Source organism: Verrucomicrobiia bacterium (assembly GCA_036405135.1).
Classification (GTDB): domain Bacteria; phylum Verrucomicrobiota; class Verrucomicrobiia; order Limisphaerales; family JAEYXS01; genus JAEYXS01.
Genome location: DASWYF010000047.1, coordinates 24596 through 41143, shown reverse-complemented (window position 1 = coordinate 41143; position 16548 = coordinate 24596). Strand labels below are relative to the sequence as shown.

12 protein-coding genes and 1 pseudogene are annotated in these 16548 nt (G+C 55.7%); 4 read left to right on the top strand and 9 right to left on the bottom strand.

Going from position 1 to position 16548, the window contains the following annotated elements; translation table 11 throughout:
• Positions 1 to 79 precede the first annotated feature (79 nt).
• Both VGH19_21185 and trmB read left to right on the top strand, forming a co-directional pair.
• Entirely contained in the window at positions 80 to 1288 is a 1209-nt protein-coding gene (locus VGH19_21185) for an FIST N-terminal domain-containing protein (GenBank protein HEY1173892.1), read from the top strand.
• Entirely contained in the window at positions 1285 to 1902 is a 618-nt protein-coding gene (gene trmB / locus VGH19_21180) for a tRNA (guanosine(46)-N7)-methyltransferase TrmB (protein HEY1173891.1), read from the top strand. Before VGH19_21185 ends, trmB begins: the two co-directional genes overlap by 4 nt.
• An 82-nt stretch (positions 1903 to 1984) precedes the next feature.
• Here trmB and VGH19_21175 read toward each other — a convergent pair whose 3' ends face one another.
• Positions 1985 to 2419 carry a phage holin family protein gene (locus VGH19_21175; GenBank protein ID HEY1173890.1) on the bottom strand — a complete coding sequence of 145 codons (435 nt, stop codon included), beginning with the start codon at positions 2417 to 2419 and terminating at the stop codon, positions 1985 to 1987.
• 113 nt (positions 2420 to 2532) lie between these two features.
• Here VGH19_21175 and VGH19_21170 point away from each other — a divergent pair.
• Positions 2533 to 2649 (top strand): annotated as a pseudogene (locus VGH19_21170) (phosphopantetheine-binding protein).
• A gap of 684 nt (positions 2650 to 3333) precedes the next feature.
• On the opposite strand, the gene ileS reads toward VGH19_21170, so the two are convergent.
• The 5 genes from ileS to VGH19_21145 all read right to left on the bottom strand — a co-directional run bounded on the left by ileS (position 3334) and on the right by VGH19_21145 (position 9831).
• Positions 3334 to 6165: an isoleucine--tRNA ligase gene (ileS, locus tag VGH19_21165; GenBank protein HEY1173889.1), complete on the bottom strand. Its 2832-nt coding sequence runs from the start codon at positions 6163 to 6165 to the stop codon at positions 3334 to 3336.
• A gap of 117 nt (positions 6166 to 6282) precedes the next feature.
• Positions 6283 to 6684, bottom strand: coding sequence for a response regulator (locus tag VGH19_21160; protein ID HEY1173888.1), 402 nt, complete (start codon positions 6682 to 6684; stop codon positions 6283 to 6285).
• A 164-nt stretch (positions 6685 to 6848) separates the two neighbouring features.
• Positions 6849 to 7985: a cysteine desulfurase family protein gene (locus tag VGH19_21155; protein ID HEY1173887.1), complete on the bottom strand. Its 1137-nt coding sequence runs from the start codon at positions 7983 to 7985 to the stop codon at positions 6849 to 6851.
• A gap of 18 nt (positions 7986 to 8003) precedes the next feature.
• Positions 8004 to 8432, bottom strand: coding sequence for an SMI1/KNR4 family protein (locus VGH19_21150; GenBank protein HEY1173886.1), 429 nt, complete (start codon positions 8430 to 8432; stop codon positions 8004 to 8006).
• 88 nt (positions 8433 to 8520) lie between these two features.
• Positions 8521 to 9831: a hypothetical protein gene (locus VGH19_21145; protein ID HEY1173885.1), complete on the bottom strand. Its 1311-nt coding sequence runs from the start codon at positions 9829 to 9831 to the stop codon at positions 8521 to 8523.
• Positions 9832 to 9962: 131 nt separating this feature from the next.
• On the opposite strand from VGH19_21145, the gene VGH19_21140 reads away from it, so the two are divergent.
• Positions 9963 to 10412 carry a hypothetical protein gene (locus tag VGH19_21140; protein ID HEY1173884.1) on the top strand — a complete coding sequence of 150 codons (450 nt, stop codon included), beginning with the start codon at positions 9963 to 9965 and terminating at the stop codon, positions 10410 to 10412.
• 12 nt (positions 10413 to 10424) lie between these two features.
• On the opposite strand, the gene VGH19_21135 is transcribed toward VGH19_21140, so the two are convergent.
• The 3 genes from VGH19_21135 to VGH19_21125 form a co-directional block, all read right to left on the bottom strand.
• On the bottom strand, positions 10425 to 13025 hold the full coding sequence (locus tag VGH19_21135; GenBank protein HEY1173883.1) for an alkaline phosphatase D family protein: 2601 nt from the start codon (positions 13023 to 13025) through the stop codon (positions 10425 to 10427).
• A gap of 72 nt (positions 13026 to 13097) precedes the next feature.
• Positions 13098 to 15275 (bottom strand): hypothetical protein, encoded by a 2178-nt coding sequence (locus VGH19_21130; GenBank protein HEY1173882.1) that lies wholly within the window; start codon positions 15273 to 15275, stop codon positions 13098 to 13100.
• Between the two features lie 159 nt (positions 15276 to 15434).
• Positions 15435 to 16502, bottom strand: a complete 1068-nt coding sequence (locus tag VGH19_21125; GenBank protein ID HEY1173881.1) for a spermidine/putrescine ABC transporter substrate-binding protein — start codon at positions 16500 to 16502, stop codon at positions 15435 to 15437.
• Positions 16503 to 16548 lie beyond the last annotated feature (46 nt).

The following is a 16548-nucleotide window of genomic DNA, read 5'->3' as shown; positions in this document are numbered from 1 at the left end:
AGTTCTGACTGTGTGATTCTGTGTTTCATCCGTGGCTAAACCATTTTACTCCTGTCCTATCCATAGTTAGAATCCTCCCATGCGGACGCCGTATGCGGTTTGCGGACATTGGGCGGGGGAGTATGACGAGGCCGGGCTGGAAACCTGGGCCGCGAACCTTCGTAACCAGTTGGAGACGCCCCAAGTCAGCTTGGGCCTCGTCTTCATGACGCCGCATTTCTTCCCTCACGCGGCTCAAGTGCTGGAGACCTTGCGCCTGCACGCGCGCATCCCGTTGCTCGTCGGTTGTTCCAGTGAAAGCCTGGTGTGCGGTCGCCATGAGATCGAGGAAAAGCCCGGCCTCGTGCTGGGGCTCTACTATCTTCCGGGAGCCAAACTCACGGCTAAGCGTTTTACGCAAGAACAGGTGGATAGCTGCACGGATCGCTCCTACTGGCCGGAGGAGATGGGCGTGCAACGTGAAGACACGAACGGCTGGCTCGTCTTCGCCGATCCTTTCAATCTGGATGCGGAGAACTGGCTAAAGCAATGGAACGCGGCTTACGCGCCTCTGCCGATCGTAGGCGGTCTGGCGAGCGGGGTGTATCAGGAGCGCAACACTCAGATCTATCTGAATGGTGATGTGTTTGAAGAAGGTGGCGTGGCGTTATCCGTCGCCGGAGATGTGGAGATCACCAGTGTCATTTCCCAAGGCTGCACGCCCATCGGCGAGACATGGACCATCACGCGCACGGATGGCAACCTGATCTTCGAGATCGGCAACAAGCCCGCCTATTCCATCCTCACGGAAACCTTCGAGAAACTTCCGGACAATGAGAAGTCGAAGTTGCGCGGCAATCTCTTCGTGGGTCTGGTCGTGAATGAATACCTTGAGGAATTTCATCGCGGCGATTTCCTTATCCGCAATCTCGTGGGTGGCGATCCGGGGAAAGGCGTGCTCGTCGTGGGTGCATTTCCGCGTGCGGGGCAGACCATTCAATTTCAACGTCGCGATGCCTCTGCTGCTACAGAGGACATGCATGCCTTGCTGGAACGAGCGAAGAAAACTCTTGCTGGTCGCACCATCTTTGGCGGGTCATTACATTGCTGCAATGGTCGCGGCACGGGCCTTTTCGGCGAGCCGAATCATGATGCCGATATGATCCAGCGCGAGCTCGGCACCACCGCTCTCACCGGTTTCTTCTGCAATGGCGAGATCGGTCCCATCGGTGATAAAAATTTCCTGCACGGTTACACAGCGTCCCTCGCGCTCTTTGTCAGCCGCGCCCAGAAAGAAACGCAATCGTGAGCCAGTCTCCTTCATCTACAGCCGCACCGGCGCCTACGCTGGTCCATCGTCCTCAATCGTTCTTCGAGCCGTTGAACATTGGCTCGATGTTCTCCAAAGCGCAGCCACTTCAGGTGGAGATCGGGGCTGGGGATGGCTCCTTCCTCATCCAATACACGTCACAGCATCCCGAGTATAATTTTCTCGGCGTGGAAAGATTGTTGGGCCGTTTGCGCAAGATTGATCGCAAGGGGCAACGACAAGGTTTGCAGAACTTGCGCGGCATGCGCATTGAGGCTGCTTACTTCGTGGAGTATCTTTTGCCGGCGGATTCCACGGACATCATGCACATCTACTTCCCCGATCCGTGGCCCAAGAAGAAGCATCGTAAGAACCGCCTCGTGAACGAACGCTTCACCGATCTGGTTCATCGCGTGCTGAAAGATCGCGGCATCATTTACCTGCGCACGGATGATGCGGATTATCACGAGCAGATGGTGACAGTGTTTGATGCGAACCCGAAGTTCGAACGCATCGAAACACCGGAAGAATTGAGCGCCGTGAAAACGGATTTTGAGCGCGGCTTCAATGCTGAAGGGATTCCGACGCGATATGCTGCTTACCGCAGGCTCTGAGGGGCGCGACTCTGTAAGTCGTAGCGACTAAGATTGAATGATGCAGACGGAAGAATTTTGAAGTGGCCTTAGCCGCCTCTCTTTACACATCGATGATCGGCCCGCCGCCCTTGTCATCATCGCGGCGTTTCTCCTGCTCACGGCTGGAACTGCTCTTCACCTTCACATTGCCCTTGCCTGTGCCGGTCAGGGCATTGAGGAACATGCTCGCGATGCTGATGACCAGTGCGCCGAAGAAGGCTGCCCAGAATCCACCGACGTGAAAGCCTTTCACCATCCATCCTACGAGGTAGAGCAGGCCGGCATTGATCACCAAGAGGAACAATCCCAGCGTCAGCAGCAAAAGCGGCAGGGAAAGCAGCATCAAGATGGGGCGGGCAATGGCGTTTAGTATGCCCAACAGCAATGACGCCACTATCAGATCGGCAAAGCGATCATAGCCGATGCCCGGGATGATGTGCGCCGCGATGAGCACGGCCACCGTCGTATTGATCCAGCGTATGAAAAACTCTTTCACAGTTCGTTCCGCCTAGCGTAGCACAGGAAGCCCAGGCTTGCCGAAGGAAAATTCACACGGTTTTCTGAGGCGAGATTTCGATTGCCAGAAATGCCTGAGAGTGGCTGGCTGGAGATATGGGACTGGACAGCGTAGAACTGGTCATGGCCTTTGAGGAAGAATTTGGCATTGAGATATCGGATGCGGATGCCGCAGGCATGAGGACTCCGAGGGATGTGATCGACCATATCATGCGCACGGTCTATGGCGGTCAGAAACGATGCACTTCACGGGCGGGCTTCTATCAATTTCGTCGGGCGTGCATCAGTGCACTGGGAGTGAACAGAAATCAGATCCGGCCTGATACACAACTGACACAGATCTTGCCGACTACCGGAATTCAACCAGCTTGGATAAGATTGCGTGAAGCCATGGCTCTTGAGGCAGATTTTTGGCCACATTTGGAATATCCTAAACCGGTTAACCGGCTTCGCACTGCTGTATTTTTAACCACGATGGCTGTGTGTATCGTGATCGCAGGCTATTTCCACATTCTCCTCGGCGTTTTGATGCTCATTTTCTCAATACCTATCGCTATACGCGTGGAGAGCTGGGTTGCTGGTATGTTTGAGCATCGTCGAGTGATCTTGCCGGAGAGACTGGTGACCATCAGCGATCTAATCAATGCAGTGGTGCCGCAGGAATGGACGAAAGCCGAAGGGATGATCAATGAGTGGGATAGTGCGCGGGTGGCCAAGAGAGTGAAGGAGATCGTCATTGAGCAGTTGGGCATCGGTGCCGAGCAGTATCATGTAGATGCCCGGTTCATTGAGGACTTGGGTGTGGATTGAGGCAAAAGAAAACCGGGCGGAGATTTCTCTCACGCCCGGTTTGAAACTTCCCAATGTAGCTGCGGGAACAGGAGGCGTAACTAACTACGCCTTACCCGACAAGGAAACCTTCACTGCCACCACGCAACGTCCGCATAAGGTCGGATGCTCGGTGTTTTGGCCGATGTCGTTTTCCCAGTGCCAGCAGCGTTCGCACTTTTGGCCGGAGGCTTTGTTCACGGTGAACATCACGATGTCATTCTCGCCAACGGTGAAAGTGACTTGCGAGACGTTCAGCAACTCGCGCAAATCCGCTTCGTTCGCTTGTGCGGCCTTCAGCGTTTCCGCTTTGCCGGTGATGGCCAGGCTGGCTTCGAGCGCCTTGCCGATGAGCTTGGATTGACGCGCCTTTTCCAATTCTGGCAACGCCGCTTCGCGCAGAGCGAACAACGTTTTCCACGCGTCTTGTTCCGCTTCCGTGCGGGCAAAACTCGTCGGCTTCCAATCGGACGCATGCACCGAAGTGCCTTTCTTGCCGGGGATGAATTCCCACGCTTCATCCGCCGTGTAAGCGAGGAGCGGGGCAAGTATCTGGCACAGGCTGCTCACCAAACGATACATGACCGTCTGGCTGGAGCGGCGACGCGCTGAATTCGCCGCATCCGTATAGAGGCGGTCTTTCAGCACATCGTGGTAGATGGAGGAAAGCTCCACCGCCACGAACTGGCTGATCTTCTGATACACGACGTGGAACTCATACGCGTTGTAAGCGGCCAGCACGGCCTCTTCCAATTTCGCGAACTCGCCCAACACCCAGCGGTCAATGCCCGTCAGCTTTTCATCCGCCACACTGTCCGTTGCGGGATTGAAGTCATAGAGATTCGAGAGCTGGTAGCGCAGGCAGTTGCGGATGCCGCGATAGGTCTCCGCGACTTTCTTGATGCGCTCTTCGCTCACCACGATATCGCTGCGGTAATCTTGTGAGGACACCCACAGGCGCACCACATCCGCGCCCCATTGCTTCACGTAAGCTTCAGCAGTCTGCGGTTTCTCGTAGCCGCCTTGCTTGCTCTTCGAGATCTTCTCGCGATCCGCATCCACCATGAAACCATGCGTCAGCACGGTCTTGTATGGCGCGGCCCCATTACCCGCGAGCGAGAGCAGTAATGAAGACTGGAACCAGCCACGATGCTGATCGGAGCCTTCCAGATAGACATCCGCCTGGAACGGCTTGTCACCCTTGCCGCGCAATTCACTACGCTGCGCGATAACGGCGCGTGAGGACGAACCGGAATCGATCCACACATCGAGCGTGTCGTTCGATTTGGCCACGGCATCCGCACCTTTCCAATCAGCGGGCTTCACGAGCGCCCACAGTTCCGTGGCGGATTTCTCGAACCACACGTTGGAACCATGCTTCTCGACGAGCGCGGCGACATTGCGGATCACGGCGGCATCAAGGATCGCATTCTTCTGCGCATCGTAGAATGCCGGGATCGGTACGCCCCACGTGCGTTGACGCGAGATGCACCAGTCCGGACGCGATTGCACCGCGCCCTTGATACGATTGACACCCCAATCCGGCACCCACGCCACGCGATCGATCTCAGCGAGCGCGTTTTGGCGGAAGGTCTTGCCATCTTTGCCAGCAACATGGTCGATTCGGATGAACCACTGATCCATCGCGCGGAAGATGATGGGCGTCTTGCTGCGCCAGCAATGCGGATAGCTGTGCGAATATGCTTCCTGATGCGCGAGGTAATTGCCCGCTTTCAGGATATTCAACACGCCCTCATTCGCCGCGCTCGCTCCATTCTTCTCCAGCGTGGAGAGGCCGATGAGTTCCGCGGGCATCTGTTGCTCGACCGGCAGATCATTCGTATGTGCAAGGCAGCCGTTGTCATCCACTGGTGAATACACCGGCAGACCGAGGCTGCGGCCGAGGTTATAATCTTCAGTACCGTGACCGGGGGCGATGTGCACGAAGCCGGTACCGGCGGTGTCTTCGACGAAATCCGCCGGATACAACTTGCCCGTGCGATTGCAGAACGGATGCTGATACTCAAGAGCTGCGAAATCATCTGCGCCGACCGAGCGAACGATGTTCCAATTGCTCCAGTTGCACTTCTCCGCGACTTTGCCCAGCAGGGCATCGCACACGATGTAAGCGGCGTCATCCGCTTGCACGATGGAGTAATACAGCTTCGGATTGAACGCCACCGCGAGGTTCGCGGGCAAGGTCCAAGGCGTCGTCGTCCAGATCAGCAGATTCAAGCCCTTATGACCGACCACAGGGAACTTCACATATACGGACTGGCTCACGTGGTCGTTATATTCCACTTCCGCTTCCGCTAGCGCGGTCTTGTAAGGGATGCTCCAATACACCGGCTTCTTGCCGCGATACACGAAACCTTGCGCGACGATGTCGGCAAAGAGGCACAGCTCCGCGGCCTCGTATTCCTTGTTCAAGGTGAGATACGGATTCTCCCAATCACCGAACACGCCCAAGCGTTTGAACTGTGAGCGTTGCAGATCAATGTATTTGCGCGCGTAGGCATCGCACGCGGTGCGGATGGTGGCGGCATCGGCGGTTTCGTTACCGGCCTTGCGCAGTTCTTGCGAGACCTTGGCCTCGATGGGCAGGCCATGGCAGTCCCAACCGGGCACATACGGGGCGTCATTGCCGCGCAAGGTCTGATACTTGATGATGATGTCCTTCAGGATTTTGTTGAGCGCGGTGCCGATATGCACATCGCCATTGGCGAAGGGCGGTCCATCATGCAGCACGAATTTCGGCGCACCAGCGCGGCGGGCCTGAATCTGGCCGTAGAGCCCGGCTTGTTGCCAGGTTTTCAGGCGTTCAGGTTCGCGCGTCACCAGATCGGCCTTCATGGAGAAGTCCGTCTGCGGCAAGTTCAACGTATTCTTGTAGTCCATCGCAGCCCTAATAAAAAGGAACGGAGACGCTAGCACTCAGTCAGAGCGGGGGCAAGTATCCGGTGAGACCGATGCCGAACCGGAGGTGAAGTGAAATTCCGTGAAGAACGGAAGCGCTTAATGGACGAGTTCCATTCCAAGCAATTCGGCCATCGGCTTGCGCAGATCGGACGGCATGAATGGCTTGCGAACGAAACGATCCGGCTTGATGCCCGAAGATTCCATATCCTCAGTGGTCATGGTGCCGCTGATGGAAATCGTCTTAAGACTTGGATGCAGGTTGCGACAGGCGGCGATGAGTTCCAATCCGCTCATTTCCGGCATCTGGAAATCAGTCAGCAGTAACGAAGGCTTGGGGTTTGCAGCTTGAAAAGCGGCCAAGGCCACTTTGGGCTGGGAAAACACCTCAACGTCCATGCCCTCCATCCGCAAAAACGACCCGACGAGTTCCCCGATCATGGGTTCATCATCCACGATGTATACCAAGGGTCGTATGGCATTGTTGCTCTCTGCCTGCATGGACGTAATAACAAGCTTTAACTACAAATTGGGTACGCCTTAGGACTTGAGAAGACCAGCGAGGCCCAAAAGCGTCAACAGGATTCGCTAACTTTAACGAAAATTCTCGGTTAAAGGGTGTGTTTTTGGCAAGAAATGACCGGTTAGAGGCCAAGTCGGCCAGCTTAAAGAGTCTTTTTCATTCCGGATTGCACTTGTCTGAGGGCGACATTCAGCTTTTCCCAAGCTTCTATCGGTGTCTCCCAACCGGAACTAAAGCGCAAAACGCGGCTAGAGTCAGATGGACCATAGCCCATGGCCGTCAAAACATGCGATGCCACTTCTTTTCCGCTGGAACAGGCCGAACCGGTAGACACCGCGAATCCCGCCTTGTCGAGTTTCACCACCCAGCGTTGCTGGCAATCCGCCTCCGGCATCAGCACGGAAACGGTGTTCCACAAACGTGGCTGGCCAGCACCCACAATATCGCTGCCAGATAAGTTCTCACGCAAAGTTTTTTCGAAATCATCCCTGGCCTTTTGCAAGCCAAGATGCGCGCCATTTGCCAACGCTCCTTCACGCTCGCGCAATGCCGTAAGCATCGATAGCACACCGGCGACATTCTCAGTGCCAGCACGGCGTCCTTCCTCTTGTGGTCCACCTACGAGTAACGGATGCACCTTGCCTTTGCTGGGGCATTTCAAGAAACCAACTCCCCTGGGACCACCAAACTTGTGCGCCGATCCGCTGACGAAATCGCAACGTCCCAAACCTTTGCCCGGCAACTTGCCGATCCACTGTGCCGCATCACAAAAGAACGGCACGCTTGCTTCGCGACAGAGCGCCAGCACTTCGCTCCAAGGCTGGAGAATGCCCGTCTCATTATTCGCTGCCATACTGACAACGAGAGCGGGGCGATTCTTTTTCATCTCCTGCTCCAGCCACGCCAGATCAATCAACCCTGCCCGTGTCACGGGTAACAGCCGATGACGATTCGGCAGCCACTTCTTCGCTGCCTCCAGCACACAAGGGTGCTCGATCGCTGAGATCCACACCTCACCAGCCGGCGGCAAATCTTGCGCAATGTGATGGAGGACGAGGTTGTTGGATTCCGTGGCGCCTGAAGTCCACACGATGTCGAGCGCATCGCAACCGAGCAACGCGGCGAGCTCTTCACGCGCTTCATTCAGAGCGCGATCTGCGCGGCTGCCCAGGCGATGCGGACTGGAGGGATTGCCAATGAACTCTTCTGACGCACGCAACCATGCTTCCCGAGAGGCAGCGCTTAGCAGGGCCGTGGCATTATGGTCGAAGTAGATCATCAATTCGGCGGCCAGATACTAACCCACCGCTCTCAGCAAGTCAGTCAACGATCTGGCCAGCGGGTAGATATTGTTCTCCGCCGTCGATTTTTCAAACCAGAACGAGTGGTCCCAATAGTAAATGCCGCTCCATTTGGCGTTTGTACTTAGGAGCACGAGTCCGCCGCCTGGATCGGTGCCGATAAGGAGGCATCCTGGGGGAATGTCTTTGTGATACTCTTCGCTCACGAACTCCAAGTTGAGGCGTGGTTCCAGGTCTAATCCCAGAAAACTGTCTAGCGCCACCTTTTCATTCAAGCCGGTCACCAGCACGGTCGCACCCTGGAATTTGCCGCCATTACTTTGCAGTAAAAAATCATGATAATCTGGAGGCAAAGGAAAACCCAGTGTCGCTTCAAATTTTTCCAGACGGCTGGCCGTCAGGCGTCCATAAGGATGCAAGCTCATGCGTGTGAACGGAACGGCGCATACCATTGAAAATTCAGGGCGAGATGTAAATCACGAAGCGTGAGTATCTGCGTTCGCCGGTTGCAGATCACTTGCGCCAGTAGTCTGGAAGGTCTGTTTTCGTCTCCCGCAATATTTCGAGGATCGTCTGACGATTCTCTTTGGTCACGCGTGCATAGGCTTCTCCTGCTTCCCTGCCGGTAAGCACATCATGCAAACGTTGATAGACCATCTCCTTTGCTTCATTCGGCAACTGATTGAACGGCTCCGAATAGATGAGGTAGCTGCAAGGATACTTGAGCAGGCGAGTTTGCAGATCGAGATCGCGGAACGAGCGTCCTTTGCTGTCACGCGGACCTTGCTTCTGGAATTCTTCTGTAAACGCACCCATCCCCTTCACCGCATCTGGTAACGGCACCTCGTCTGCGAAGAGCAGATAGCGTACAAAGCCATCCACGATCTGGTGCAGATGCCGCGTGTGCTGGTACATAGTGAGGTGGATACGTGTCTCGTAATTCAGCCGCGTGATGAAGTTATGCAGATGCGCCTGATGCTCGAACGTCATGAGCGCCACAATGTCGCTGCCTGCTTCAGGATATTTCGATGTGTCGAAGAAGTTCCTCAGATCCTTCTGGTTGCCAAGATGGCCGGGTTCGCTCTCCTGCTTCTTGAACGCGGCTTCACCCATCAGGTTGCCGTTATGCACCATTTTACCGGCTTCACCGGTCACATACCAACCCGCCCAGCGTTTCTCGAAGGGTGTCTTATGGTTCACCATCATCGAACCGTTGAACATGTCCACCTTGCCTTCTTCATCGGGGATGAATGAACGCGCCAGATGTCCCGGCACACCCATGTTGCGCGTGGAGGCATGGCATTCGAGGCATTGGTTGTCACGACGCAAACGCGGGTTCTTCAGATCGCTCTGATCCAAGGTGTAGAAGACTCCGCCGAGTTTTGGATCCGAGGATGCGATCTCGATGACGGGTGAACCCGGTATCCAGCCCACATACACATCGTCATTGAAGAACAAGGCGCGCGGATTTTTCGGCCCGATGAGATGGCGTTGCAAGGAGGTTTTGGAGAAGACCAGCATCTGCGAGGACTGCGGGATTTTCAGTTCTTTCAACAACGCGGGCAGCAGACCGAATTTTTCATCTGCCTGGAGTTTGATCTCTTCGTAATCCAATTTGCGTTTCAGAATCGCCACGGGATCGGTCGCTCGCGTGTGTGGATAGTTGATTATCTCCTCATCGAAGGGAGTCATCTGTGCCGCCCCCTGAAAATCCACTGGTTCCGCTGCAACGAGTCCGGCTGAAATGAACGTGACGCTGCAGAACATGATCAAGGCCTGCATCCAGTTATTTGCCCGCAATGGATTCCTGTGTTTCAGAGGCATCAATAAATACCTCCCCCCGTCGTACGGCAAATCTTCTGTTGCCTAATTGTCACCCTGGATGGCGGACGATCATGGGCGTGGTGGAGAAAAAGGCTGTCAAGTGTGAGCCGCTGTGCTCTAAATCATAACGTATGCAAGTGGAGAACCCTGTCATCGCCGGTCGGAGTTACACGCTTAAAGAAGGTTCCAAAGACCATCCATTGCGCGGCGGGTTAACGCCGGGCGTGATGGTGAAGGTGCTGCGGTCGCTGGGAGGCAACCTGTTCGAGGCGCAAATTACCGAAGGTAAAACCGTCACTGTTTACGGCGATAATCTGGACCGGGGTACTTATCATGAGGTTTCCGTGCAGTTCGTGACCGAAGCTCCGAAGGACCGGGCGTATGCACTCGTGGAGGTGAGGCCGGGCGAAGACGCGGAAGCAGATGTCAGGCAACTCCTGTCACTGCAGCAAGATGTACAAGCAGAGTGTTCCAATACCATGGTGCAACGTCTGGGTGCGTTGTTGCAGCCGTATGAAGTCCTGGCTGTTGCCCATCCTGGCGGTAAAGCACATTATTTCTTCCGCTACCGCCGGTCCTAGAAGTGTGTTACGTCAGACTTTAAGCGTTTCCGTGTTCCGCGTCTTCGCTACGAGTCCATTCAGGACTTTACCCTTGCTGCTTTCGGGTTCGGAAACCTTTACGGTGTATTTGCCGGCAACAAAGACATGCGGCTGGAATTTTTTATCACGCAGGCGTAACGCATAGACAAGTTCCCCTGTTTTTTCCTCGATGACTTCGATCAAAGGTTGTTTCAAGCTGCTGATCTCCAGGGCGGGCAGGTAAGCGGTGGCCTCGCGTGCATAGTTGTCGCGTGTGCTCAATGTCACCGGCCAGCCAGGAAACTGTGTGCCCGGTTTAGTCGGGTCAGCCAGATATGGCCAGCATTCCACGACCACTTGTCCCTTCGCCTTGTTAAATCGGATCATGCCCAGGCCAGAAGCTTTGTTCTCCATGAATTTCAATACATCCGGGTCTTGCGGTGTTTCCAGACCGTTCTTGAAAGCGATCACGGTCATAGGATTGCCGAAATGATCTGTGAAATCGCCGGTCAATTCCTTGCCGCCGCCTTTGCGCACGCGTTGGGTTGTCTCCGGCTTCCACCAGCGTGGGTAGCCGACATTCACCGCCGGACCGGCAAAGCCCACACCCGCATCGCGATGCGTATCCACACCGTAATGGACAAGCGCCGGCAAGTGCTGGTCTCCGGCGATATGGAAGGCGAACGCCTTGCGGATAATCTTCAATGCTTCATTGCGTGGTGTCTGCGGCCATGCGTTGGAATCATAATCCGCGCGCAACAGTCCATCTGGTGAACCATGCGTCGTGGCCATGGCTGTGAAAACAGTTTGCGAGATGACGGCCTTCATCTCCGCTCCGCGCCAGTCGGTCACCCACTCGCGCAAGAACTGCATCTGCTTTTCGCCCAGCAATTGCAAGCCCGGCACATCCGCCGTCTTCGGATCGAAGTTCAGATCCTTCACATGATCGCCACGCGGCGTGTCCGTCTTCGGTACTTTACCTTCCGGGCCGGACTTGTACTGCCGGTCGGCCAGCAAGGCGAAGCTGATGCCGCCGTAGGTCACTGGCCCGTAGTAATTCGTGGTGCCGCGCTTGCACGGCGTGGCATCATACGGATCTGGGTGATGCGAAGTCTGCGTACGGTGCACCACATTCACCCATTCCACCGGCATGTCGTAACCGCCGGCTTCCTGAGTCGTTTTCTTGCCTTCGCCCGCTTCGCCCCAGAGATTGCCTTGATAGACATCGTGATCATCCGGGAGAGAGATGCTGGGCCGGTCCTTCGTCAGTTCGCGCCAGGTCCAGCCGTGGATGTACCACTTGCGCAAGTAATCGATCATCGCCTTGTCCAGCGGCGCTCTTTGAACACCGAAACCGCCGCTGGATTCGTAGAACTGATCTCCAGTGAACGCGATGAAGTCGGGGTTCAGTTTGGCGGCATTGGCCACATAGCCGTGATTGGGAAAAGCGGCATGGATATTACACGAGACATCCAGCACACCGATCGTGGCCTGATCCACCGGATCGTGGCGAATGGTCCCGTTCCAATATGCTTCCTGCGATTTTCCGTCCTTGAACTTCTGAGTGAAAGCCACGCGATAGTCTTTTGCAGATCTTCCATCCCATTTTTCAGAAGTGAAGGTGACTGTCCGCGCTTCGGGATGAATCTTTTCCTCTGAAAGTTTCATCCAAGCATTTCCAGAGCGCACTTCCAGCCGGGCAGTTTGTGATTCTTTTTCGCCAACGGGAGGCATCTGTGCCGACAGCCTCAGGATGCCGCGGCTCAAGGTGTATTGAGTGAAAAGGACCGGCCCGAAGGCCTGTTCTTCATGGGCCACCACTTTCGTGCCGCTGACTTTCCAATCGGCAAACCAGAAAGTTCCAGTTCCGGCAGGGTTCGCTTCACCCGCTTTGCCTTTCGCTTTTCCCTTGGCATTGGCACCGCCGCCACCTTGTGCGGTGCCATAGTTGACAGCCAGCACCAGATTGCCCGCCAACTGTTCGGGTTTGATGTCATTGCGTAAGGTTTCCCCCAGTGACTTTCCAGTTGTATCAAATACGGAAAGCGTCACCCGATAACCGTCGCCAGCGGGCTCTGCCATTAAACGCAATTCCACCTCTTTCACGTCCAGCTTCATTGCTCCAGCAGTAGCGGAACGAACTTCGCCGATGAACAAACCGCCTTCACCGGTGATGCCCGCATCCAGCCCTTTGCCGTAGAGCAGACTGTTCCGGTATTCCTTGAGCGGCCCTTGCACACCGATGGAAAACCCCGCCGATCCCCGGCCCTGATTGAGATTTCCGCCTACCCGGCCGAGCCGCACGCTCATCTGCAATGATCCCGTTTGCCTGCCTAGCTGCCGGGTGAGCAGGTGAACATTGCGCCCCAAGGCGGCGTTCACGCATTCTACACGTCCGTCCTTGATCTGCCAGTCCTGCAGAGGGTTCGCCCAGTATTCCGGTCCAAGCCACACACGGTCAAAACACTGGTCCCATTGGCTGCGAAAACCATCCACCTTTACCGCTGCCACAGCCGTCTGTGAAGCAACTCCCGCCACCGCGATGGTTCCGGCGGTGACGGCGACGGACGTGGAAATAAATTTCCTGCGGCTGACTTTCCGTGGGGTTTTCATCCCGCGATTTAAGCGGGAAAAAAGGATTTCTCAAGCGTGCATCAAAAAATTATGCGCGCTGGATCAACCGTCTCAAAGCGACAGAAACTTGTAGACCTGGACATTGTCGCCCGAGGTGATGGCCAGGCGGTTCAGGAAGACAGTGAGTTCATCCACATCGCCTTTGTGCTCCAACTCCCATTCGATCTTTCCGTTGCGCGGATTTACGCGGTGGATGTATGTGCGGCCCGCAGAGTCATCCCCGCCCATCAGGCCAAGAGTGCTTCCGGCCGGACGTGTGGTGTAGAGGAATTTGCCGGTAAGATAAACATCCTTGGCACCTTCCTTGCCTTCCCAGTCTTTCTTGCCCGTGCGTGCGTCCAGCTTGAAGAACTGTGCACGGGGGCGGTCTTCTATGTTGATGTCCTCGGAGAACTGGATGCTTTCAGGCTTCGCCGTAGTGCCGCAGACGTAGAGACCGCCGTCATCATCGGCGACCACACTCGTGATGCCGACATTCTGGAAATCCCAGCGCTTGTTCCCCGAGGGCAGGTCAAAGGCGGTGATCGTCCCCTTGTCCCAGAAATACAAAGTGTCCGCCGTCTCCAGAAAAGGCGGGTTTTCCCGCCTGCGGAAAGCGAGTCCACCCATGGCACCGGTGGGAAAATTGAGGCCCCGTCTGGCGATCACCTTGTTCGCCTTGGAGAGGATGATGATTTCCTGATGGCCGACGATGAGATCAACCGTCTTTCCTGAGTAGAAGGCCGGCTCCCCGCTCACCTCACCTTCCCAAGTGCCTTCTCCACCGCTTTTCAAGATGCGATTGACCGTCACCTGATAGGTGCTCAGGTCAACACTCTCGAACTGTCCGCCCTCCGACCGTTTGATGTCGTTGAACACATCCTCCGCGATGGCCCCAGGGTTGCTCATGATGGAGGTGTTCGCGTTCAATTTCGATTTCTTGGGAGCGTCGCGCATCACCTGCACCCGCGTCACATTGGTCTTGGTGATCTTCACATCCACACGCACGGCGTGATCACCCGCGCCGGCGAAAAGGGTGTTCTTGGAAAAGATGCCGAACTCATCATCTCCTTCGAGTTCCTGCTTCAACAGATTTCCAGAAGTAGGCGGGCGGTCCATTTTGCCTTTTACCTGGGCTACGACTTTTTCCTTCGGCGGTGAACCGATGGTTTCCGTCTTAGTTTCACCCGTCGCCAGGTTGACGACCATCATGTGGAGCTGCGTCCGCTTCTGGCTGATGACCACCAGGTTTTTGTCCTCTGCTGTGAACTCGGAGATGCTGCCATTGACTGGGATCTCTTTGTTCGCTTTGCCGGAGACGGGATCGATCTGCTGGAGCTTTCCGCCTTGCACCGCCCAGATGTCTTTATCAGTGACATGCAGGTAGGAGGAGGAACCGCCAAAGCCCCAACGGTCCTCATCTTCGCCAGTTTCTTTTTTGGCATCCAAAGTCCAGCGGATCTGCCCGGTCTTCAGATCGTGCATAGCCACACTTTTGCCATCGGCCACCACCAGCTCTTCTGGGCTGAACAACCTTGCTGCCATGCCATAGCTTCCAGCGCGGGAAGGAACTTCATAGTAGAGTGCCGGGGCAGAACCAACGAATGAATACCAGCCCCAAAAACCGGCGAACGCAATGAGCAAAACTGCGGCGATGCGGATGACTTTCAGAGTCTTGCCCCATTCTGCATGGCTGGCTGCCTGTTTGCCATGAGCCTCGGCCAGACGTTTCGCACGTCGTGCCTCAAATGAATCTTCCTCAGCCGGGGTATCACCAGGCTTGGCCGGGGAGATGGGGGTTGGCCCTGCCTCTGGTTTTGCCGGTTCGCTGGCTTTACGGGTGACAGACAGGCCGGCGGTTGTGGGGGCACTTGGCGCGGCCGACTGGCTGGTGACCAGTGAAGCCGAAGGGGGTGGCGGTGGGGTATGAGCGGACTTGGACACCTTCAGGCCCGAACTTTTCACTGGTGCTTCAGGTGTCGGAGCAGGCGCAGAAGATGATGGCGGCGGTGGGGCTGCCGGTGCATGTGTTGATACGGAAAGTTTGATCGAAGGAGGCGGTGCAGCCGCTACCACAGGCGGCACACTGCCTGCCCGGGCGGCGAGCACCTGGGCGATGTAGGCATCTGCCACTTCGGTGCAATCCACCTGGCATTTAGGGCAAAGTGCGAGTGTAGGCATCCGACCGTCCACCGGCTCCACATCGAATGTGAACTTGGTCCCGCAGTTGCATAGCAGTTTGATCCGCATGGTTGTCGTTGGGTTATTACTCCTTTTTCCGAGTTTCTCTGGTCACGACATCAAGGGCCGGCACCCTTCGTCTCCGAGGACTTCTGGAAAACGGCCTAAGGATACCCTGTCAGCACAAAATGACAACTGTGGAAGAGGGGAACTTTTTTGAGGGGGCGACTATTTCTTCCGCACACGGTCGCGGATGCCTTGTACAAAGCGATGAACATCTACCGTGGTGTTTCCGTGGTTGCGCAATGGAGAGAGCTTTAGATGTTCCGGGGGATAGCTAGCCGGATTCTCGCGTTGTGGTGGAGTGAGCAGCTTGCGTGCGGCGAGATTCGGGTTCGTGTAAGGATATTCGTTGCTGATAAGCACGCTTGCTTTGGGCTCCAGACAATGATTGATGAACTCTTCAGCCAGTGCTTTGGCCGGAGCGCCTTTCGGAATAGCGAGGCTGTCGAGGAACATGTGGGCGCCTTCTTTCGGCAGCACATAGCGATACTTCCGATCTTTCAACCACAGCGCGGCTGCTTCGCCGCTCCACACGATGCCAATGTCTGCTTTGCTGTTCAGTAATGCATCCTTCGGGCTGTCGGAATCGAACACGGCGATCTGTGGCAGCCATTTCTCCAGAACCGGCACGGTCTTCTGCAACGCCTCATTGCTCACATTGGTAATCGGCATTCCCAGAGAGGCCAGCGCCCATGCGGCCATCTCACGATGATCATCCACTACTGCGATGCGACCAGAATGTTTGCCGCTGAACACATCTGCCCACGTGGTGATGGGTTCTTTGACGCGTTCCGTGTTCACGACGATTCCAACCGTGCCCGCCAGCCATGGCACGCTATAGCGATTCTCCGGGTCGTGCATCAGCCCGCGATATTTCGGGTCCAGATGTTTGGCATTGGGGATGTTTGAGTAATCGAGAATTTCAAGACCGCCTTGCTTGGCTAAAGTCTCCACGTAGAAGCCACTCGGTTGGACCAAGTCGTAATAAGCGGGCTTGGCCTTCAACATAGCGAGCAACTGCTCGTTGGAGTTGTAGTGCTCCAACAGGACTTTCGCGCCGGTCTTGCGCTCAAATCCTTCAATCACCGTTTTCGGTACGTATTCCGTCCAGCAGAGCAGATGTAATTCTGCGGCCTGACTAGCGCGCGGGATAAAAATAGCGAACAGCCAAAGGAAGGCAAACGCCCGTAGCGGCGAAGAGAGGATTGACCGGATGGAAATATCGCTCCGCATCGTGATGTGCTTCAGCATCATCAAAAGAAAACACAACCTGCAACTG